This window comes from Micromonospora sp. NPDC050417, from assembly GCF_044458865.1.
GTDB lineage: Bacteria > Actinomycetota > Actinomycetes > Mycobacteriales > Micromonosporaceae > Micromonospora_G.
This window is the reverse complement of record NZ_JBITIH010000019.1, coordinates 76,653-91,609: the sequence shown is the minus strand read 5'-3', so window position 1 is coordinate 91,609 and position 14,957 is coordinate 76,653. Positions and strand designations below refer to the sequence as shown.

Sequence of the window (14,957 nt, the reverse complement as noted above, 5' to 3'; positions counted from 1 at the left end):
GTGATCCTGCTCATCGTCGGTGCCAGCGGTCACCTCGGCGGCGAACTGTGCCGTCGGGCGGTGACCGCTGGCACCCGGGTCGTCGGCACCTACCACCGGGCGCCCGCCGAGGTCGACGGCGTCGACTGGCAGCCGTTGGACGCGCGCGATCCGGCGGCGGTGGACGCCCTGGTGCGGCGGGTACGTCCGGATGCGGTGGTGAACACCGCCTACGTCTACGGGGACTGGGCGCTCTGCGCGGACGGGGCCGGGTATCTGGCCCGGTCGGCGGTGGAGGTCGGTGCTCGATTGGTGCACCTCTCCAGCGACGCACTGCACGCCGGCCGGCCGCAGCCGTACGGCGACGACGAGGCGCCCACTCCGGTGTACCCGTACGGCGCGGCGAAGGCGGCGGCCGAGACTGCCGTACGCCTGGTCGCCCCGGCGGCGGTGCTGGTGCGTACGTCGCTGATCGTCGGCGACGAGCGCAGTAAGCAGATCCAACTCTGCCTCGACGCGCTCGACCCCGCCTCGGGGGTACGCCTGTTCAGCGACGAGATCCGCTGCCCGGTCGACGTGACCGACCTGGCGTCGGCGGTGCTGGAACTGGTCGACTCGGACTACGCCGGCCTGCTCAACGTCGCCGGCCCGGACGCGGTGAGCCGTGCCGACCTGGGTCGGCTGGTCGCCCGGCGGTACGGGTTCGACCCGGACCGGCTCGCCGAGACCACGATCTCGTCCACCGGTCTGACCCGGCCGGGCGAGTTGCGACTGGACAGCTCCCGAGCCGAGGGCCTGCTCAAGATCCGGCTGCGCGGCGTACGCGAACTGCTCGCCGCCTGAATCTGGCCCCTCTCCTTCCGACCGCTCCTGATCCTGCTCTCCCGGCCACCGCCCGGAGCCGCGTGTCACCGGTGCACAGATCTTATGCACAACTCTTGTGCATAAGATCTGTGCACAGTTATTGTGCATGTGTGGAGCGAGAGCAACCGGGCGTGACGCCCGATCCCCGTGTCGTCAAGCTGGACAGCCGGCAGATTCGCACCCTCGCGCACCCGCTGCGATCACGGCTGCTCGGCGCATTGCGAATCGGGGGCCCGGCGACCGCGACCGCCCTGGCCCAGGCGCTCGACACGAACACCGGGGCCACCAGCTACCACCTGCGTCAACTCGCCGAGGTCGGTCTCGTCGCCGAGGACCCGGAGCGGGGCACCGGCCGGCAGCGCTGGTGGCGGGCGGTGCACGAGGTCAGCCAGTGGCAGTCCACCGACTTCGACGGCGACCCCGACGCCAGTGCCGCCTCGGACTGGATCCAACGTGAACAACTCCGACTCTTCAGCGAGCAGGCCGAACGGTGGATCGGCGCCCAGCACGACTACCCGGCCGCGTGGCGCGGCGCTGCCGCGTTCAACGACGCCGTTGTCACCCTGCCGCCGGACCGCCTCCGCCAGCTCACCGAGGAGATCTGGCAGGTGGTCAAGCGCTACCGGCGCGAGTCCGTGCCGGCCGATCCCGGTGCCGAGCAGGTGCTGATCTACCTGACCGCCTTCCCGTGGATGGGAGAGTCCTGATGCCCACGTTGACCGTCCGCCAGGCACGACTGCGCTACCTGGTCCTGCTCGGCCTGCGCTGGCTCCCGACCGGTCTGCTGATCCCGATCTTCGCCCTGCTGCTGCTCGAACGGGGCCTCACCCTGCCGCAGGTCGGGCTGGTCGCGGCGGCGCAGGGGCTGGTCGTCCTGGTCATGGAGTTGCCGACCGGCGGGCTGGCGGACGCGATCGGCCGCAAACCGGTCCTGATCGTGGCCAGCCTGCTCAACCTCGCCTCGCTCACCCTGCTCACCTTCGCCGACACGGTCACCCTGCTCCTGCTCGTCTTCGTGTTGCAGGGCTTCTTCCGGGCGCTGGACAGCGGGCCCCTCGAATCCTGGTACGTCGACGCGATGCTGGCCGCCGACCCCGACGCCGACCTGGAACGAGGGCTCGGCGGCGGTGGCGCGGTTGTCGGCGTGGCGATCGGGGCGGGAGCGTTGATCAGCGGTGGCCTGGTCGCGCTCGGCCCCATCGGCGGGATCAGCGCGATGACCGTACCGGTGCTGGTTGCCCTCGCACTCCAGGTCGTCGGGCTGATCGCCCTGGTCCTGCTCCTGCCGGAGGTTCGCCCGGCACGCGGCGTCACCGCGCTACGCGACTCGCTGCGCGGGGTGCCGGTCGCGATCGGCGGCGCGTTCGGGCTGCTGCGCCGGTCCCGGATCCTGCTCGCCCTGGTCGCGGTCGAACTCTTCTGGGGCTTCGGCATGACCACCTTCGAGACCCTGCTGCCGGTCCGGCTCTCCGAGGTGATCGGCGATCCGGACCGGGCGGCGGCACTGCTCGGCCCCGCCGGCTCGGTCGCCTGGCTCGCCTCCGCAGGGGGTGCCGCGCTCGCCCCGATGGTCGCCCGGCGGCTCGGGGTCGCCCCCACCGCCGCACTGCTGCGAATCCTCCAGGGCGCGACGGTGGTCGGCATGGGGCTGCTGGCCGGGCCGATCGGGGTGATCGCCGCGTACCTCGCCTGCTATCTGGTGCACGGTGCCTCGAACCCGCTGCACATGGGGCTGCTGCACCGGCAGGTCGACGGCCCCTACCGGACCAGCGTGCTCTCGCTGAACTCGATGGTCGCCCAGCCCGCCGGGGCGCTCGGCGGGGTGGTGCTGACCGGGGTGGCCGGTGCCACCTCGGTCAGCATGGCGATGCTGGTCGGTGCGGTCGTGCTGGCCGTCGCCGCGCCGCTCTACCTACCCGCGTGGCGGGCCGGCCGGCGACCGGTGGCCGCAGCGCCGGCAGCGGATCAGGCGCTGGTGCCCGCGCCGAGAAGCGCCGAGGGAGCCAGTGCCACCGAGGTACGCGGCAACGCACCGGCGAACCCCAGCCGCTCGTAGAGCCGGATCGCGCCGAAATTGTCCGTGAGTACGCCGAGGGTCACCTCCTCGGCCTCGTCGAGCAGGCGACGGGTCATCGCGGCGGTGAGCGCGGCACCCAGCCCCTGGCCCCGGGCGTCGACCGCGACGGCGATCCCGGCCAGGAAGCCGGTGCCGCCCCGGCCCCGGTCCGCCCCAGCCGCCAGCACCCGGTCACCCGAGCGGATGCCGTACCAGGCGCGGACCCGGGGGTCGCCCGGACGGGTGGTGCTGGTCGGAAAGGAGCTGTCGACGAGTTCGGTGATCGCGTCGTGGTCGACTTCGGTGAGGCGCTCCACCCGTTCCTCGCCGGGTTGGACCGGTGGCGGGGTGACCGTCCAGCGGAAATCCCAGTCGTCCCGGTGCGTCACCGTCAGGTACGTCTCCAGCACCTCGGCGTCGAGCCGGGGCAGGTGCAGCCAGCGCAGGTCGCCGAGGGCTCCGGCGGAGAGCAGGTCGGCGGCGAGTCGGGCGACCTGTCCGGCGTCGCCGCTCGCGTACCCGGTGAGTCCGTGCGGGCCGGGTCCGGTCCAGATCGTGGCGTCGTCGAGCAGGTAGCCGCTCAGCTCGTCGTCCCGCCCGGCGAACAGCCGCGCGTAGGGGTGGTCGCCGGCGGCGGCGAGGATCGCCGCCCGCCCCCTGACCAGGGTCGCTCTCGTGATCATGAAGGCAACTCTAGCCCTGCCGGCCCCGGTTCCACGATGGAGATTGACGCGCGCGACGGCGGGGTATTGCCAGGTCGACCCACCCCCACCCCCCTCGGAGGACCGACATGTTCGCCTACATCGCCGCCGGTGTGTTCGGCTTCGCGCTCCTGCTCGACCTCTTCGATTCCGATCTTGGTGCGCCGGACCTGTTCAACTGGAACACGCTGCTGCTGATCGGCCTGCTCTGCCTCTCGCTCTACCTGGCCGGGGTCGGGCGGGCGCCCGGCGGCGGCGGGCGCTGGCGCGGTCGGCGGCCCGGTCGCGGCTGAGCCGTCGACGGACGCGAACCGGCCCGGGATCGGCGCATTTCGAGCGTCCGGGACCGGGCCGGTAATGTCTTCGTGATGGAGCCCGACGGTCTGTTCTCCCTCACCGGTGACGGTGGGGCGCGCTCCGCGTCCATGGGATCGGGCACCTCCGATGGCTTCACCGCACCCGGCGCGGACGCGCCGCTGCCGGTCCGGATGCGCCCGGCGAGCCTCGACGAACTGATCGGCCAGGACCACCTGCTCGCGCCGGGGGCGCCACTGCGCCAACTGGTGACCGGGACGACGCCGATGTCGGTGATCCTCTGGGGGCCACCGGGCAGCGGCAAGACCACCATCGCCCACCTGGTCGCCGGTGCCACCGAGCGACGGTTCGTGGCGATGTCGGCGCTCTCCGCCGGTGTCAAGGACGTCCGGGCGGTGATCGAGACCGCTCGGCGCGAGCGGCGCAGCGGTGGCCGGCCGACCGTGCTCTTCATCGACGAGGTGCACCGGTTCAGCAAGACGCAGCAGGACTCACTGCTCGCCGCGGTGGAGGACCGGACGGTCACGCTGCTCGCGGCGACCACCGAGAACCCGTACTTCTCGGTCATTTCGCCGCTGCTTTCGCGTTGCGTACTGCTCACCCTGCAACCCCTGGACGACACGGCCGTACGCCAGTTGCTACGCCGGGCGATGACCGACCAGCGCGGGCTCGGCGGGGCACTCACCCTCGCGCCGGACGCCGAGGACCATCTCGTACGCCTCGCCGGCGGCGACGTACGCAAGGCGCTGACCGCGCTCGAAGCAGCCGCCGGTTCGGCCTCCGCCCTCGGTGGCACCGAGATCGACCTCGCCACCGCCGAGCAGGCGGTCGACGTGGCGGCGGTCCGCTACGACCGGGACGGCGACGCCCACTACGACGTGACCAGCGCCTTCATCAAGAGCATGCGGGGTTCGGACGTCGACGCCGCGCTGCACTGGCTGGCCCGGATGCTGGTGGCCGGCGAGGACGCCCGGTTCATCGCCCGGCGGATCGTCATCTTCGCCAGCGAGGACATCGGCATGGCCGACCCGACCGCGTTGAGCGTGGCCACCGCCGCCGCGCACGCCGTCGAGTACGTCGGCCTGCCCGAGGTGCAGCTCAACCTGGCCCAGGCGGTCATCCACATGGCGACCGCACCGAAGTCCAACTCGGTCACCACGGCGATCGGTGCCGCAAGCGGCGACGTCCGGGCCGGACGCGGCGGCTCGGTTCCCCGGGCGCTGCGCGACGCCCACTACGCGGGCTCGCGTGGCCTCGGACACGGCACCGGCTACCGCTACCCGCACGACGACCAGCGCGGCGTCGTCACCCAGCAGTACGCCCCGGACGACCTGGTCGGGGTCGACTACTACCGGCCCACCGGGCACGGCGCGGAGCGGGCCGTCGCCACCCGGCTCCCGCTGCTGCGCGGCATCGTCCGGGGTACGCCCGCCCCGCCTGCCACGAAGAACGGCGGGGGTGCCGGCAGCAGCACCACGAACACGACCACCAGCGCGGGCGCCGGCACGAACCTGGCCGCCAGCGCGAGCACGGCCACCAGCACCGGCACCGGGCGGGACCGGGCGGCGGACGACGACGGCAGCGTGCCTGCCGGGGAGGATCACCAGTGAAATCGCGCGGTTCCGACCTGCCCGAGGACGGCACTGAGGAGCAACGGGAACCTCGATCCCTGCTACGTCGTTGGGGCCGGGGCAAGTCCGAGAGCGTGCCCGAGGAGCCGGAGGTCAGCGGCGAGGAGCTCGGCTGGATCGCCGACCTCCGTACGGCCAAGCAGCAGCAGTCCGATCTGGGTCCGGGCGGTGCCGACGCTGGCCCGGGCGGACCAGCGCCCGGTGGCCGCGACGCGGGTCGGGGCGGCCGTGGTCTCGACCCGGCCGGCGGTGTTGGCCCGGCCGGCGGTCTCGGCCCGGCCGAGGGTGTCGATCCCGCTGCCGCCGACGCCGCACCACCGGTACGCCGTGCCGCCGTGGTCCCCCCGGTCGGACACCCGCTGACCGGCACCGCCTCCGCGCGGGTCGAACGCCCGGTGGCGGGTACGCCCGTGCCGCCCGAGGTCCGTCAAGCAGAGGAGCACGACCCGGCCGGGCCGTCCCGGCGGTCGCGATCGACGGAACCCGAGGGCGTCGCCCCGGCGGGCGAGCGTCCGGGCCGACGCGCCGCTTCGCCAGCCGAACCGCCGGCGACCGCCGCCGGATGGGTCCCGCCGCCGTTCGACCGGCAATTGCCGGACCAGCGCTCGGCGCCGCCTCCCGGACGACACGGGGAGAGCCGGCCCGGGGACACCGACGGCTTCCGCCGGCCGGAGCTACCCGTCGACCCTGGTCAGGCGGGACGCCACAGCGGCCCGCCGGCGCCACCCGACGGGCGTGAACCACAGCCGAGGCATGGTGCGGCGCCGGTCGACGCGTCCCGGCGACCGGTCGATCCCCGTGTCGAGGAGCCGCCCACGGGGCGGCGCAGCGCGATCGCCACGCCACCGGTCCCGGGCGGCCCCGCCCTCGGACGATCCGGCCAACCGGCCGTCGACCCGACCGGCCCGGCACCCGACAGCAGGTACGGCCCGTCCCGGGACGACACCGAGGCGCGTGGGCGGCGGAGCGCCGACCCGGACGAGCCTCGCGGGCGCAGGAGCGCCGAGGCGCGTGGGCACAGGGCCGCCGACGCGACGGATCCACGCGGCCGGGCGATGCCGGAACCCACAGACTCGCGTAACACGCCCTCACTGCCCCCGAGCGGGGTCTCCGGTGCGGCGGCGGTCCGTCCGCCGGACGCATCGGAGCAGGCGACGGGGGGCAACCGTCCGGCCCGCCCCGCCGACTGGATCCGGCGGCCCACCCGTGGCGAACGGACCGTACGTCCGACAGGTGCCCCGGGCGGCGCCGCTCCCATGCCCGGTGCTCCGCCCGGTGGCCCGGGAACTGCTCCCGCCGGCCCGGAACTGCGGCCACGTCGCTCGGCCCCGGCCGACGCCCCGCCGGTCGGCGGCCGACCCCAGCCCGGTCCACCCGGCCCCGGTTACGTGCCGGGTCACCCGGTCGGGCCGTCCGGCCCCGGGCCGGACCGGGGTGACGGCACTGGTGACCCGCGTGGTGCCGGCCGGTCGGGAACCCCCGGCGGCCCGGGTGCGGTTGCTCCGCCACCAGGATCCGTCCCCGCCCGGGGCGCTGCCGTCCCACCGGTCGCCGAGCAGGCAGACCGGAGTGGACACGTGGCCGCCCGAGCGGTCCCGACGTTCGCCCCGCAATCCGGTCCGGGAGCACCGCCCGCGCGCCCCACGGGCCCCGGTCCACGGCTGCCCGCCGGTGGAATGCCCACCGGTCCGATGTCGCCTGCCGGTGGAGCGTCCGCTGCCCCGAAGCCGCCCGCCGGTGGAATGCCTACTGGTCCGATGCCACCCGCCGGTCCACCGATGCGTGACCCGGGCGCCACACCGGCGGGCCGAGGTGCTGCCTCTGTTCCGGTCGCCGGATCGGCGTCGGTCGCCGCACCGAACACGGTGGGCGGACCGAACATGGTGGGCGGACCGAACACGGTCGCCGGACCGAACACGGTGGGCGGACCGAATCCGGCTGGTGGATTGAACATGGCCGGTGGGCCGCGTCCGGCGGGACCGGATGCGGCGGGTCCGCGTTCGATGGGCGGGCCGAGTTCGATGGGCGGACCGAACCAGCCGGGTCAGCAGCGGATGGGCGGGCCGAACCAGCCGGGTCAGCAGCGGATGGGCGGACCGAACCAGCCAGGACCGCGTCCGATGACCGGACCGAACCAGCCGGCCCCGCCCCAGACGGGCGGGCCGAACCAGACCGGCGGACACCCTGTGGGCGGAGCCACCCCGCCAGCCGTGGCGAAGGCGACCGTCGCCCCGGGGACCGCGGCGGTCGTCCGATCCGCTGCCGTACCCGGTGGGGGTTCGCTTCCCGACGGCCCGGTCGGGGACGACCATGCGCTCGACGGGCCCGCGACGACCGGGACCGGCGAGATCCGCACGCCCCGGTCCGAGATCATGCGGCAGATGCGGGAGAAGCGCCGCCTCAAGGTGATCGCCCTGGTCCTGGCCACGCTGCTGGTGCTCGGTGCGCTTCCGCTCTATTTCGGCATCCGGGCGGCCACCCGCGACCCGGTTTTCAGCGCGCTCGACGCGCTCGCCGTACCGCAGTGGGCCGCGGCGCAGGTCGAGGACGACGTGTACGGCAGCCGGTGGTGCCTGATCGAGTGCCGGTTCCGGGAACGGACCGTCGAGTCCGAGCAGGGGGCGGACGAGACGGCGAAGGCGTACCAGGAGGCGCTCACCGCTGACGGTTGGAAGAGTTGGCAGGTCACGCCCTGCCCGGAGCAGCCGGTCGAGGGGCACTACACCTGCTGGCGGCGCGACGAGTTGACCCTCGACCTCTGGGTCCGCCCACCAACCTGCCAGACCGATCCGCTTGACGCCCGTCCGACGGTGGAGCCGCCGGCCGGTGAGGAGGAGGCGCCCGCCTCTCCCGGCGGAGAGCCGCCGAGGTGCGAGGGAGCGGTGGTCTCGATCAAGGTACGGAATGCGATCGACGACGATCGGATCAAGCCCCAGCCGAGTACAGATCCCTCGCTCACCGGCGAGGACCCTGATCCGATCATTACCGACGATCCGCTCGCCGACCTGACCGCCCCACCGTCGTGAGACGGGATTCGTCACGGACGGTAGGGTCTGCCTGTTGGTACGGAGTGCGCCGTTACGTATCCGGTGCCGCTTTGTTTGCTGCTGGTGCGGCCCGTTCGATGGGGCCGCGTCTGACGAGACGGTCCGCTAAAACGGTTCGGTAGAGGAGAACACGGGTGTATTCCCTTGGACAGATCGCCGCGCTCGTCTCTGCGGCGGCGTTCCTGCTACTGGTGGGTGCGCTGGTCGTGCCCATCCTGCGACTGCGGCACACGGTCGACGCCGCGACCAGGGCGATCAACGACCTGAACGACCGTACGGCGCCCCTGCTCGGCAACGCGAACGCCACGATCGAGAACGTGAACGTCGCGCTGACCCAGGTGCACACCTCGCTGGACGGCGTCAACATCCAGCTTGCCAAGATCGATACCATGACCGGCCACGCGCAGAACGTCACCGCGAACGTCGCCAACCTCGCCACCGTCGTCTCCGCCGCGGCGGCGAACCCGCTGGTCAAGGTCGCCGCCTTCGGCTACGGCGTACGTAAGGCGGCGGCTGCCCGACGCAACGCCGAGGAGGACCGCGAGGTACGGGCAACGCTCAAGCAGCAGCGCCGGGCGGCCAAGCGCGGCGAGGGCCGCTGACCTGGTTCCGGTACCGCCGGACCGGGGAGAGAGGATAGGGCCATGAGGCGTTTGCTCTGGCTGGGCATCGGGCTTGCCGTCGGTGCGCTGGTCGTCCGAAAGGTGACCCAAACCGCTCAGTCGTACACACCGGGCGGCATCGCCACGTCGCTGACGGAGTCGGCCGGCGGCGCGGTCGAATCGTTCCGTAGTTTCATCGACGACGTTCGGGCCGGAATGGCCGAGCGTGAGCAGCAGATTCACGAGGCGTTCGCCGCAGGCGAGACGTTCGACGACCAATTCGCCGAGCTGCGCGGGGACCCGCGGATCGGCGATCACGAGATTTTCCCGGAGGATGGCTCCCGATGAAAACGGCGGAGATCAAGCGGCGGTATCTGGCGCACTTTGAGGCGAATGGCCATACCGTGGTGCCGTCCGCTCCGCTGCCGGCCATCAACGATCCGAACCTGTTGTTCGTGAACGCGGGCATGGTGCAGTTCGTGCCGTTTTTCCTGGGGCAGCAGGCGGCGCCGTATCCGCGGGCGGTGTCGGTGCAGAAGTGCATCCGTACGCCGGACATCGACGAGGTCGGTAAGACCAGTCGGCATGGCACGTTCTTTCAGATGAACGGGAACTTCTCGTTCGGTGACTATTTCAAGTCGGGTGCGATCAGCCTGGCCTGGGATCTGGTCACGAAGTCTCAGGCGGACGGTGGTTTCGGGTTGGACCCGGAGCGGATCTGGCCGACGGTGTATCTCGACGACGACGAGGCGTTCGACCTGTGGCACCGGCAGATCGGTGTGCCGGTGGAGCGGATCGTCCGGCGGGGCAAGAAGGACAACTTCTGGTCGATGGGCATTCCGGGTCCGTGTGGGCCGTGTTCGGAGATCTTCTACGACCGGGGGCCGGAGTTCGGCGCCGAGGGTGGTCCGGAGGTCGACGAGGACCGGTACATGGAGTTCTGGAACCTCGTGTTCATGCAGTTCGAGCGGGGTCCGGGGACGGGTAAGGCGGATTTCCCGATTCTGGGGGACCTGCCGGCGCAGAACATCGACACCGGCATGGGTCTGGAGCGGATGGCGTCGATCCTGCAGGGTGTGGACAACCTGTACGAGATCGACGAGGTGCGGCCGATTCTGGACCGGGCGGCGGAGTTGACCGGTAAGCGGTACGGCGCCCACTCGGGGCACGCGGCGAGCGAGTCGCACCCGGATGACGTACGGCTGCGGGTGGTCGCCGACCACGTCCGGACCGCGTTGATGTTGATCGGTGACGGGGTGACCCCGTCGAACGAGGGTCGCGGTTACGTGTTGCGCCGGATCATGCGGCGGGCGATTCGGGCGGTGCGGCTGCTCGGGTGGCAGGAGCGGGCGTTGCCGGAGTTGTTGCCGGTGGCTCGGGACTGCATGTCGCCGTCGTACCCGGAGTTGGCCAGTGACTTCGAGCGGATTTCGCAGTACGCGTACGCGGAGGAGGACGCGTTCCTGTCCACTCTGCGGGCGGGCACCACGATCCTGGACACGGCGATCGCGGAGTCGAAGGCGGCGGGTAAGCCGGCGTTGACGGGTGAGCGGGCGTTCCAGTTGCACGACACGTACGGGTTCCCGATCGATCTGACTCTGGAGATCGCGGGGGAGCAGGGGCTGAAGGTCGACGAGGAGGGCTTCCGTCGGCTGATGGCCGACCAGCGTTCCCGGGCCAAGGCCGACGCGCAGGCGCGTAAGACCGGACACGTCGACCTCTCCGCCTACCGGGGCGTACTCGACCAGGGCGGCCCGGTCACCTTCACCGGATACACCGAGGTCAGCCGCGAGTCCAAGGTCCGGGCACTGCTCGGCGGGGGCGGCACCCCGGTCGAGGTGGCGGGCGAGGGAGAGACCGTCGAGTTGGTGCTCGACACCACCCCGTTCTACGCCGAGGGCGGTGGCCAGCAGCCCGACCTGGGGCTGATCACCGTCGGCGGGGGCCAGCTCGAGGTTCTCGACGTGCAGCAGCCGGTGCCGGGCCTGATCGTGCACCGGGCCCGGGTGCTCCGGGGCGAGGTGCGCACCGGCGAGGCTGGCATGGCCGAGATCGACGTGACCCGCCGCAAGGCGATCTCCCGTTCGCACACCGCGACCCACCTGGTGCACCAGACCATGCGGCACTTCCTCGGGGAGTCGGCGACCCAGGCGGGTTCGCTCAACGCGCCGGGGCGGCTGCGGTTCGACTTCAACACCCCGACCGGGGTGTCGCCGAGCGTCCTCGCCGACGTGGAGCAGCAGGTCAACGAGGTGCTCCTGGGCGACCTGGAGGTGCACGCGTTCATCACCTCGCAGGAGGAGGCGCGGCGGCTCGGCGCGATGGCGCTCTTCGGCGAGAAGTACGGCGACGAGGTCCGGGTGGTCGAGGTCGGTGACTACGCCCGCGAACTCTGCGGCGGTACGCACGTCTCCCGCTCCGGTCAGCTCGGCCTGGTGAAGATCCTCTCCGAGTCGTCGATCGGCTCCGGCGTACGCCGGGTCGAGGCCCTCGTCGGCATCGACGCGTTCCAGTTCCTGGCCAAGGAGCACCTGCTCGTCTCCCGGTTGGCCGATCTCTACCGGGTGCCGAACGACCAGGTGGCCGAACGGGTCGAGCAGACGGTGTCCCAGCTTCGGGACGCGGAGAAGGAGCTGGAGAAGCTCCGCGCGCAGATGGTGCTCGGTGGGGCCGCCGCGTTCGCGGCCGGGGCCCGTGACGTGCGCGGGGTGGCCTACGTCGGCATCGAGGCACCGGAGGGTGCGGCCGGCAACGACGTACGCACCCTGGCCCAGGAGATCCGTGGCAAGATCGACGCGGCCCGTCCGGCGGTGGTCGCGGTGACCGCCCGCTCCGGTGGCAAGGCGTCGTTGGTGGTGGCGATCAACGCGGCGGCGAAGGGTCGGGGACTGGCCGCGGGTGACCTGGTCAAGGCGGCGCTCTCCGGTCGCGGTGGCGGCAATGCCGACCTCGCCCAGGGTGGTGGCGTGCCGGCCGAGCAGGCACCTACGCTTCTCGGGACCGTGGAAAAGGCAATCGCCGAGGCGTGATGGATTGCACGGAGGCAGATCGTCGTGGTCAGATTCTGAACCGCGGCGGTCTGCCTTCCGTTTGCAGCGAGGGGAGGTCAATCGGTATGGGGCATTTTTCGCCCGGAGTACGACTCGGCGTCGACGTCGGGAAGGTGCGGGTAGGCGTGGCGGTCTGTGACCCCGACGCCATTCTCGCGACCCCGTTGGTCACCCTGGCCCGTGATCTCACCACGGATGACGAGGTGGTTCCGTCGGACATCGCGGAACTCGCGCGCCTCGTCGAGCTGCACCGAAGTGTCGAGGTGGTGGTCGGTCTTCCGGTGAACCTCGCCGGTGTGCACGGCCCTGCCGCAATTCACACCAAGACGTACGCGGCCCGACTGGCCGACGTGATTGCCCCCGTTCCGGTGACCTTCACCGACGAGAGGATGTCGACGGTGGTGGCTACCCGTAGGCTGTCCGAGCGGGGCGTCAGGGGAAAGCGTCAACGAGCCGTGGTCGATCAGGCGGCCGCGGTGGAGATCCTGCAGAGCTGGCTAGACGCGCAGCGGAGGCGGACCAGATGATCGACGACTTGGAGCTCGCGTTCGACGAGCGGACGGAGAAGGGACAGCACCGGCGCGGTGGCACGCGCGATCCGAAGCGGAAAGGCAAGGGCGGCCGGGGCAAGACGGTTGTCGCCCTGCTGCTCACCTTTGTTCTGCTCGGGGTGCTCGGCGGCGGTGCCTGGTACGGCTTCGACCGGGTCCAGGGCCTTTTCGGCGCCCCGGACTACGAAGGCACCGGCACCGAACAGGTGATGATCGAGATCAAGGAAGGCGAGTATCTCGCCGACGTTGGTAACACCCTGCTCAGCGCCGGTGTGGTCAAGAGCGGCAAGGCGTTCGTCAATGCCGCGGACGGCAACGAGGCCGCCACGAAGATCCAGCCCGGCTTCTACCAGGTGCGCAAGGGAATGTCGGCGGAGTCCGCGCTGAGCATGTTGCTCGACCCCAAGAGCAAGGTGACGAACAAGATCACCATTCCGGAGGGTCGGAGCGCCAAGCAGGTCTACAAGATCATCTCGGATGCGACGAAGATTCCCGTCGCGGACTTCGAAGCGGCGGCGAAGGACCCGCTCAAGCTCGGCGTCCCGGACTGGTGGTTCAAGCGCAGCGACAACAAGAAGGTCACCCCGTCGATCGAGGGCTTCCTCTTCCCGGACACCTACGACCTGCCGCCGAATGCGACAGCAGAAGGCATTCTCGAAGAAATGGTCCAGGGCTTCCTCACCGTCACCGGGCAGATCAAGTTCGCCGACACGGTGCCGGAGAAGCTCGGTGACATCAGCCCGTACGAGGCGTTGATCGTGGCCTCGCTGGCGCAGGCCGAGGCGGGTAACCCCGACGATCTCGGCAAGGTTTCCCGGGTCGCCTACAACCGGCTGTTCAAGCCCAATGCCGAGGTGCCGTGCGAGTGCTTCGAGATGGACGTGACGGTCAACTACTGGCTCGAGGTCCAGGGCAAGCCGACCAAGACGTCGGATCAGATGACCGCGGCGGAGATGGACGACCCGAAGAACCCGTACAACCGCAAGCTCAAGGGCTTCATCCCCACGCCCATCAACAACCCGGGCAAGCTCGCGCTGCAGGGGGCGATGGACCCGCCGAAGGGCGGCTGGTACTTCTTCGTCGCGATCGACAAGCAGGGACACTCGGAATTCGCCGAGACCTACGCGGAGCATGAGAAGAACATGGACAAGTCGCGAGAGGCCGGCATCATCTCTTGACGGAGTCCGCACGCAGGGCGGCGGTGCTCGGTAAGCCGATCGGGCACTCGCTCTCCCCGGTGATCCACAACGCGGGTTACGCGGCGGCGGGGCTGACCGGCTGGTCGTACACGGCGATCGAGTGCGCCGAGGCCGAGCTACCGAACCTGGTGGCCGGCCTCGGCGCCGAGTGGGCCGGGCTGTCGCTGACCATGCCGTTGAAAGAGGTGGCGCTCGCGGTGGCCGGCGAGGTCTCGCCGGTCGCCGCCGCCGTCGGTGCCGCCAACACCCTGGTACGCCGCCCCGACGGCTCCTGGTACGCCGACAACACCGACGTCCCCGGCATGGTGACCGTGCTCCGGGCGGCGGGGGTGTCGGCGGGTGCCACCGTCACCGTGCTCGGCGCCGGTGGCACCGCTCGGGCGGCGCTGGCGGCGGCGGCCCAGCTCGACGCGAAGCGGGTGACCGTGGTCGCCCGGCGGCCGGAGGCGGTCGACGAACTGCTGCCGGTGGCCCGCACACTCGGTGTCGCGCTGGTGCCCGGTGCCTGGGCCGGGGCAGCGGAGCATGCCAGCGCGGACGTGGTGATCTCCACCGTGCCGAAGGGCGTCGCCGACCCGCTCGCCGGGCAGGTCACCTGGGCGCCGTCGACGGTTCTCTTCGACGCGCTCTACGATCCCTGGCCGACCCCGCTGGCCGCCGCCGCAGAGGCAGCCGGCTGCCGGATCGTCTCCGGGCTCGATCTGCTGCTGGCCCAGGCGGTCGGCCAGTTCGAGCAGTTCACCGGCGTACCGGCACCGGTGTCGGCGATGCGCGACGCGTTGCGCAGCGCCCGCACAGCTTGATTCCTGCGAAACTGCCCCCGCCCTGAATTCGTGGGTTCGGTTCGGCGGTGCGTCTGCGTGGGTCTGTCGTTCCGGTGCAGGTACCCCACGGTTTCCCAGCGTGAAAAGATCTTGACCAAGCGTGCGTGCTCTCCTAGGGTTCGGTGACTTCGAAGAGCA

Annotated in this window: 14 protein-coding genes; 12 read left to right on the top strand and 2 right to left on the bottom strand. The window is 71.3% G+C overall.

Annotated features, from left to right (window positions below; genetic code table 11):
• The 3 genes from ACIBF5_RS23730 to ACIBF5_RS23720 all read left to right on the top strand — a co-directional run bounded on the left by ACIBF5_RS23730 (nt 1) and on the right by ACIBF5_RS23720 (nt 2,899).
• The gene (locus ACIBF5_RS23730) at nt 1-822 is read left to right on the top strand and encodes an SDR family oxidoreductase (protein ID WP_396815055.1); all 822 of its coding nucleotides are present in this window, start codon (nt 1-3) and stop codon (nt 820-822) included.
• 131 nt (nt 823-953) lie between these two features.
• Complete coding sequence (locus tag ACIBF5_RS23725; RefSeq protein ID WP_396815054.1) at nt 954-1,550, top strand: winged helix-turn-helix domain-containing protein; 597 nt, start codon at nt 954-956, stop codon at nt 1,548-1,550.
• Entirely contained in the window at nt 1,550-2,899 is a 1,350-nt protein-coding gene (locus tag ACIBF5_RS23720) for an MFS transporter (RefSeq protein WP_396815053.1), read from the top strand. The genes ACIBF5_RS23725 and ACIBF5_RS23720 overlap by 1 nt, the downstream gene beginning before the upstream one ends.
• Here the strand turns inward: ACIBF5_RS23720 and ACIBF5_RS23715 are convergent.
• On the bottom strand, nt 2,809-3,582 hold the full coding sequence (locus tag ACIBF5_RS23715) for a GNAT family N-acetyltransferase (RefSeq protein ID WP_396815052.1): 774 nt from the start codon (nt 3,580-3,582) through the stop codon (nt 2,809-2,811). The two genes, ACIBF5_RS23720 and ACIBF5_RS23715, sit on opposite strands and share 91 nt — an antisense overlap.
• 107 nt (nt 3,583-3,689) lie before the next feature.
• On the opposite strand from ACIBF5_RS23715, the gene ACIBF5_RS23710 reads away from it, so the two are divergent.
• Both ACIBF5_RS23710 and ACIBF5_RS23705 read left to right on the top strand, forming a co-directional pair.
• The gene (locus ACIBF5_RS23710; protein WP_396815051.1) at nt 3,690-3,893 is read left to right on the top strand and encodes a hypothetical protein; all 204 of its coding nucleotides are present in this window, start codon (nt 3,690-3,692) and stop codon (nt 3,891-3,893) included.
• Nucleotides 3,894-3,968: 75 nt separating this feature from the next.
• The gene (locus tag ACIBF5_RS23705) at nt 3,969-5,525 is read left to right on the top strand and encodes a replication-associated recombination protein A (protein WP_396815050.1); all 1,557 of its coding nucleotides are present in this window, start codon (nt 3,969-3,971) and stop codon (nt 5,523-5,525) included.
• A gap of 62 nt (nt 5,526-5,587) precedes the next feature.
• On the opposite strand, the gene ACIBF5_RS23700 is transcribed toward ACIBF5_RS23705, so the two are convergent.
• Complete coding sequence (locus ACIBF5_RS23700) at nt 5,588-5,977, bottom strand: hypothetical protein (RefSeq protein WP_396815049.1); 390 nt, start codon at nt 5,975-5,977, stop codon at nt 5,588-5,590.
• Nucleotides 5,978-7,918: 1,941 nt separating this feature from the next.
• Between ACIBF5_RS23700 and ACIBF5_RS23695 the strand changes: the two genes are divergently transcribed.
• The 7 genes from ACIBF5_RS23695 (at nt 7,919) to ACIBF5_RS23665 (ending at nt 14,798) form a co-directional block, all read left to right on the top strand.
• A complete protein-coding gene (locus ACIBF5_RS23695) occupies nt 7,919-8,572 on the top strand; it encodes a hypothetical protein (protein WP_396815123.1) in 654 nt (217 codons plus the stop codon).
• Between the two features lie 155 nt (nt 8,573-8,727).
• The gene (locus ACIBF5_RS23690; protein WP_121159787.1) at nt 8,728-9,195 is read left to right on the top strand and encodes a DUF948 domain-containing protein; all 468 of its coding nucleotides are present in this window, start codon (nt 8,728-8,730) and stop codon (nt 9,193-9,195) included.
• Nucleotides 9,196-9,237: 42 nt separating this feature from the next.
• Nucleotides 9,238-9,543 carry a hypothetical protein gene (locus ACIBF5_RS23685; RefSeq protein WP_396815048.1) on the top strand — a complete coding sequence of 102 codons (306 nt, stop codon included), beginning with the start codon at nt 9,238-9,240 and terminating at the stop codon, nt 9,541-9,543.
• The gene (alaS, locus tag ACIBF5_RS23680) at nt 9,540-12,224 is read left to right on the top strand and encodes an alanine--tRNA ligase (protein WP_396815047.1); all 2,685 of its coding nucleotides are present in this window, start codon (nt 9,540-9,542) and stop codon (nt 12,222-12,224) included. The genes ACIBF5_RS23685 and alaS overlap by 4 nt, the downstream gene beginning before the upstream one ends.
• 86 nt (nt 12,225-12,310) lie before the next feature.
• Nucleotides 12,311-12,772: a Holliday junction resolvase RuvX gene (gene ruvX / locus ACIBF5_RS23675; RefSeq protein ID WP_396815046.1), complete on the top strand. Its 462-nt coding sequence runs from the start codon at nt 12,311-12,313 to the stop codon at nt 12,770-12,772.
• A complete protein-coding gene (mltG, locus tag ACIBF5_RS23670; RefSeq protein ID WP_396815045.1) occupies nt 12,769-13,974 on the top strand; it encodes an endolytic transglycosylase MltG in 1,206 nt (401 codons plus the stop codon). Before ruvX ends, mltG begins: the two co-directional genes overlap by 4 nt.
• Nucleotides 13,971-14,798, top strand: a complete 828-nt coding sequence (locus ACIBF5_RS23665; protein WP_396815044.1) for a shikimate dehydrogenase — start codon at nt 13,971-13,973, stop codon at nt 14,796-14,798. Before mltG ends, ACIBF5_RS23665 begins: the two co-directional genes overlap by 4 nt.
• The last annotated feature ends 159 nt before the right edge of the window (nt 14,799-14,957 follow it).

Coding starts and splice junctions, on each gene's coding strand:
- ACIBF5_RS23720 (WP_396815053.1), top strand. CDS start 1,550: ATGCCCACGTTGACCGTCCGCCAGGCACGACTGCGCTACCTGGTCCTG.
- ACIBF5_RS23715 (WP_396815052.1), bottom strand. CDS start 3,582: ATGATCACGAGAGCGACCCTGGTCAGGGGGCGGGCGGCGATCCTCGCC.
- ACIBF5_RS23710 (WP_396815051.1), top strand. CDS start 3,690: ATGTTCGCCTACATCGCCGCCGGTGTGTTCGGCTTCGCGCTCCTGCTC.
- ACIBF5_RS23705 (WP_396815050.1), top strand. CDS start 3,969: ATGGAGCCCGACGGTCTGTTCTCCCTCACCGGTGACGGTGGGGCGCGC.
- ACIBF5_RS23695 (WP_396815123.1), top strand. CDS start 7,919: ATGCGGCAGATGCGGGAGAAGCGCCGCCTCAAGGTGATCGCCCTGGTC.
- ACIBF5_RS23685 (WP_396815048.1), top strand. CDS start 9,238: ATGAGGCGTTTGCTCTGGCTGGGCATCGGGCTTGCCGTCGGTGCGCTG.
- alaS (WP_396815047.1), top strand. CDS start 9,540: ATGAAAACGGCGGAGATCAAGCGGCGGTATCTGGCGCACTTTGAGGCG.
- ruvX (WP_396815046.1), top strand. CDS start 12,311: ATGGGGCATTTTTCGCCCGGAGTACGACTCGGCGTCGACGTCGGGAAG.
- mltG (WP_396815045.1), top strand. CDS start 12,769: ATGATCGACGACTTGGAGCTCGCGTTCGACGAGCGGACGGAGAAGGGA.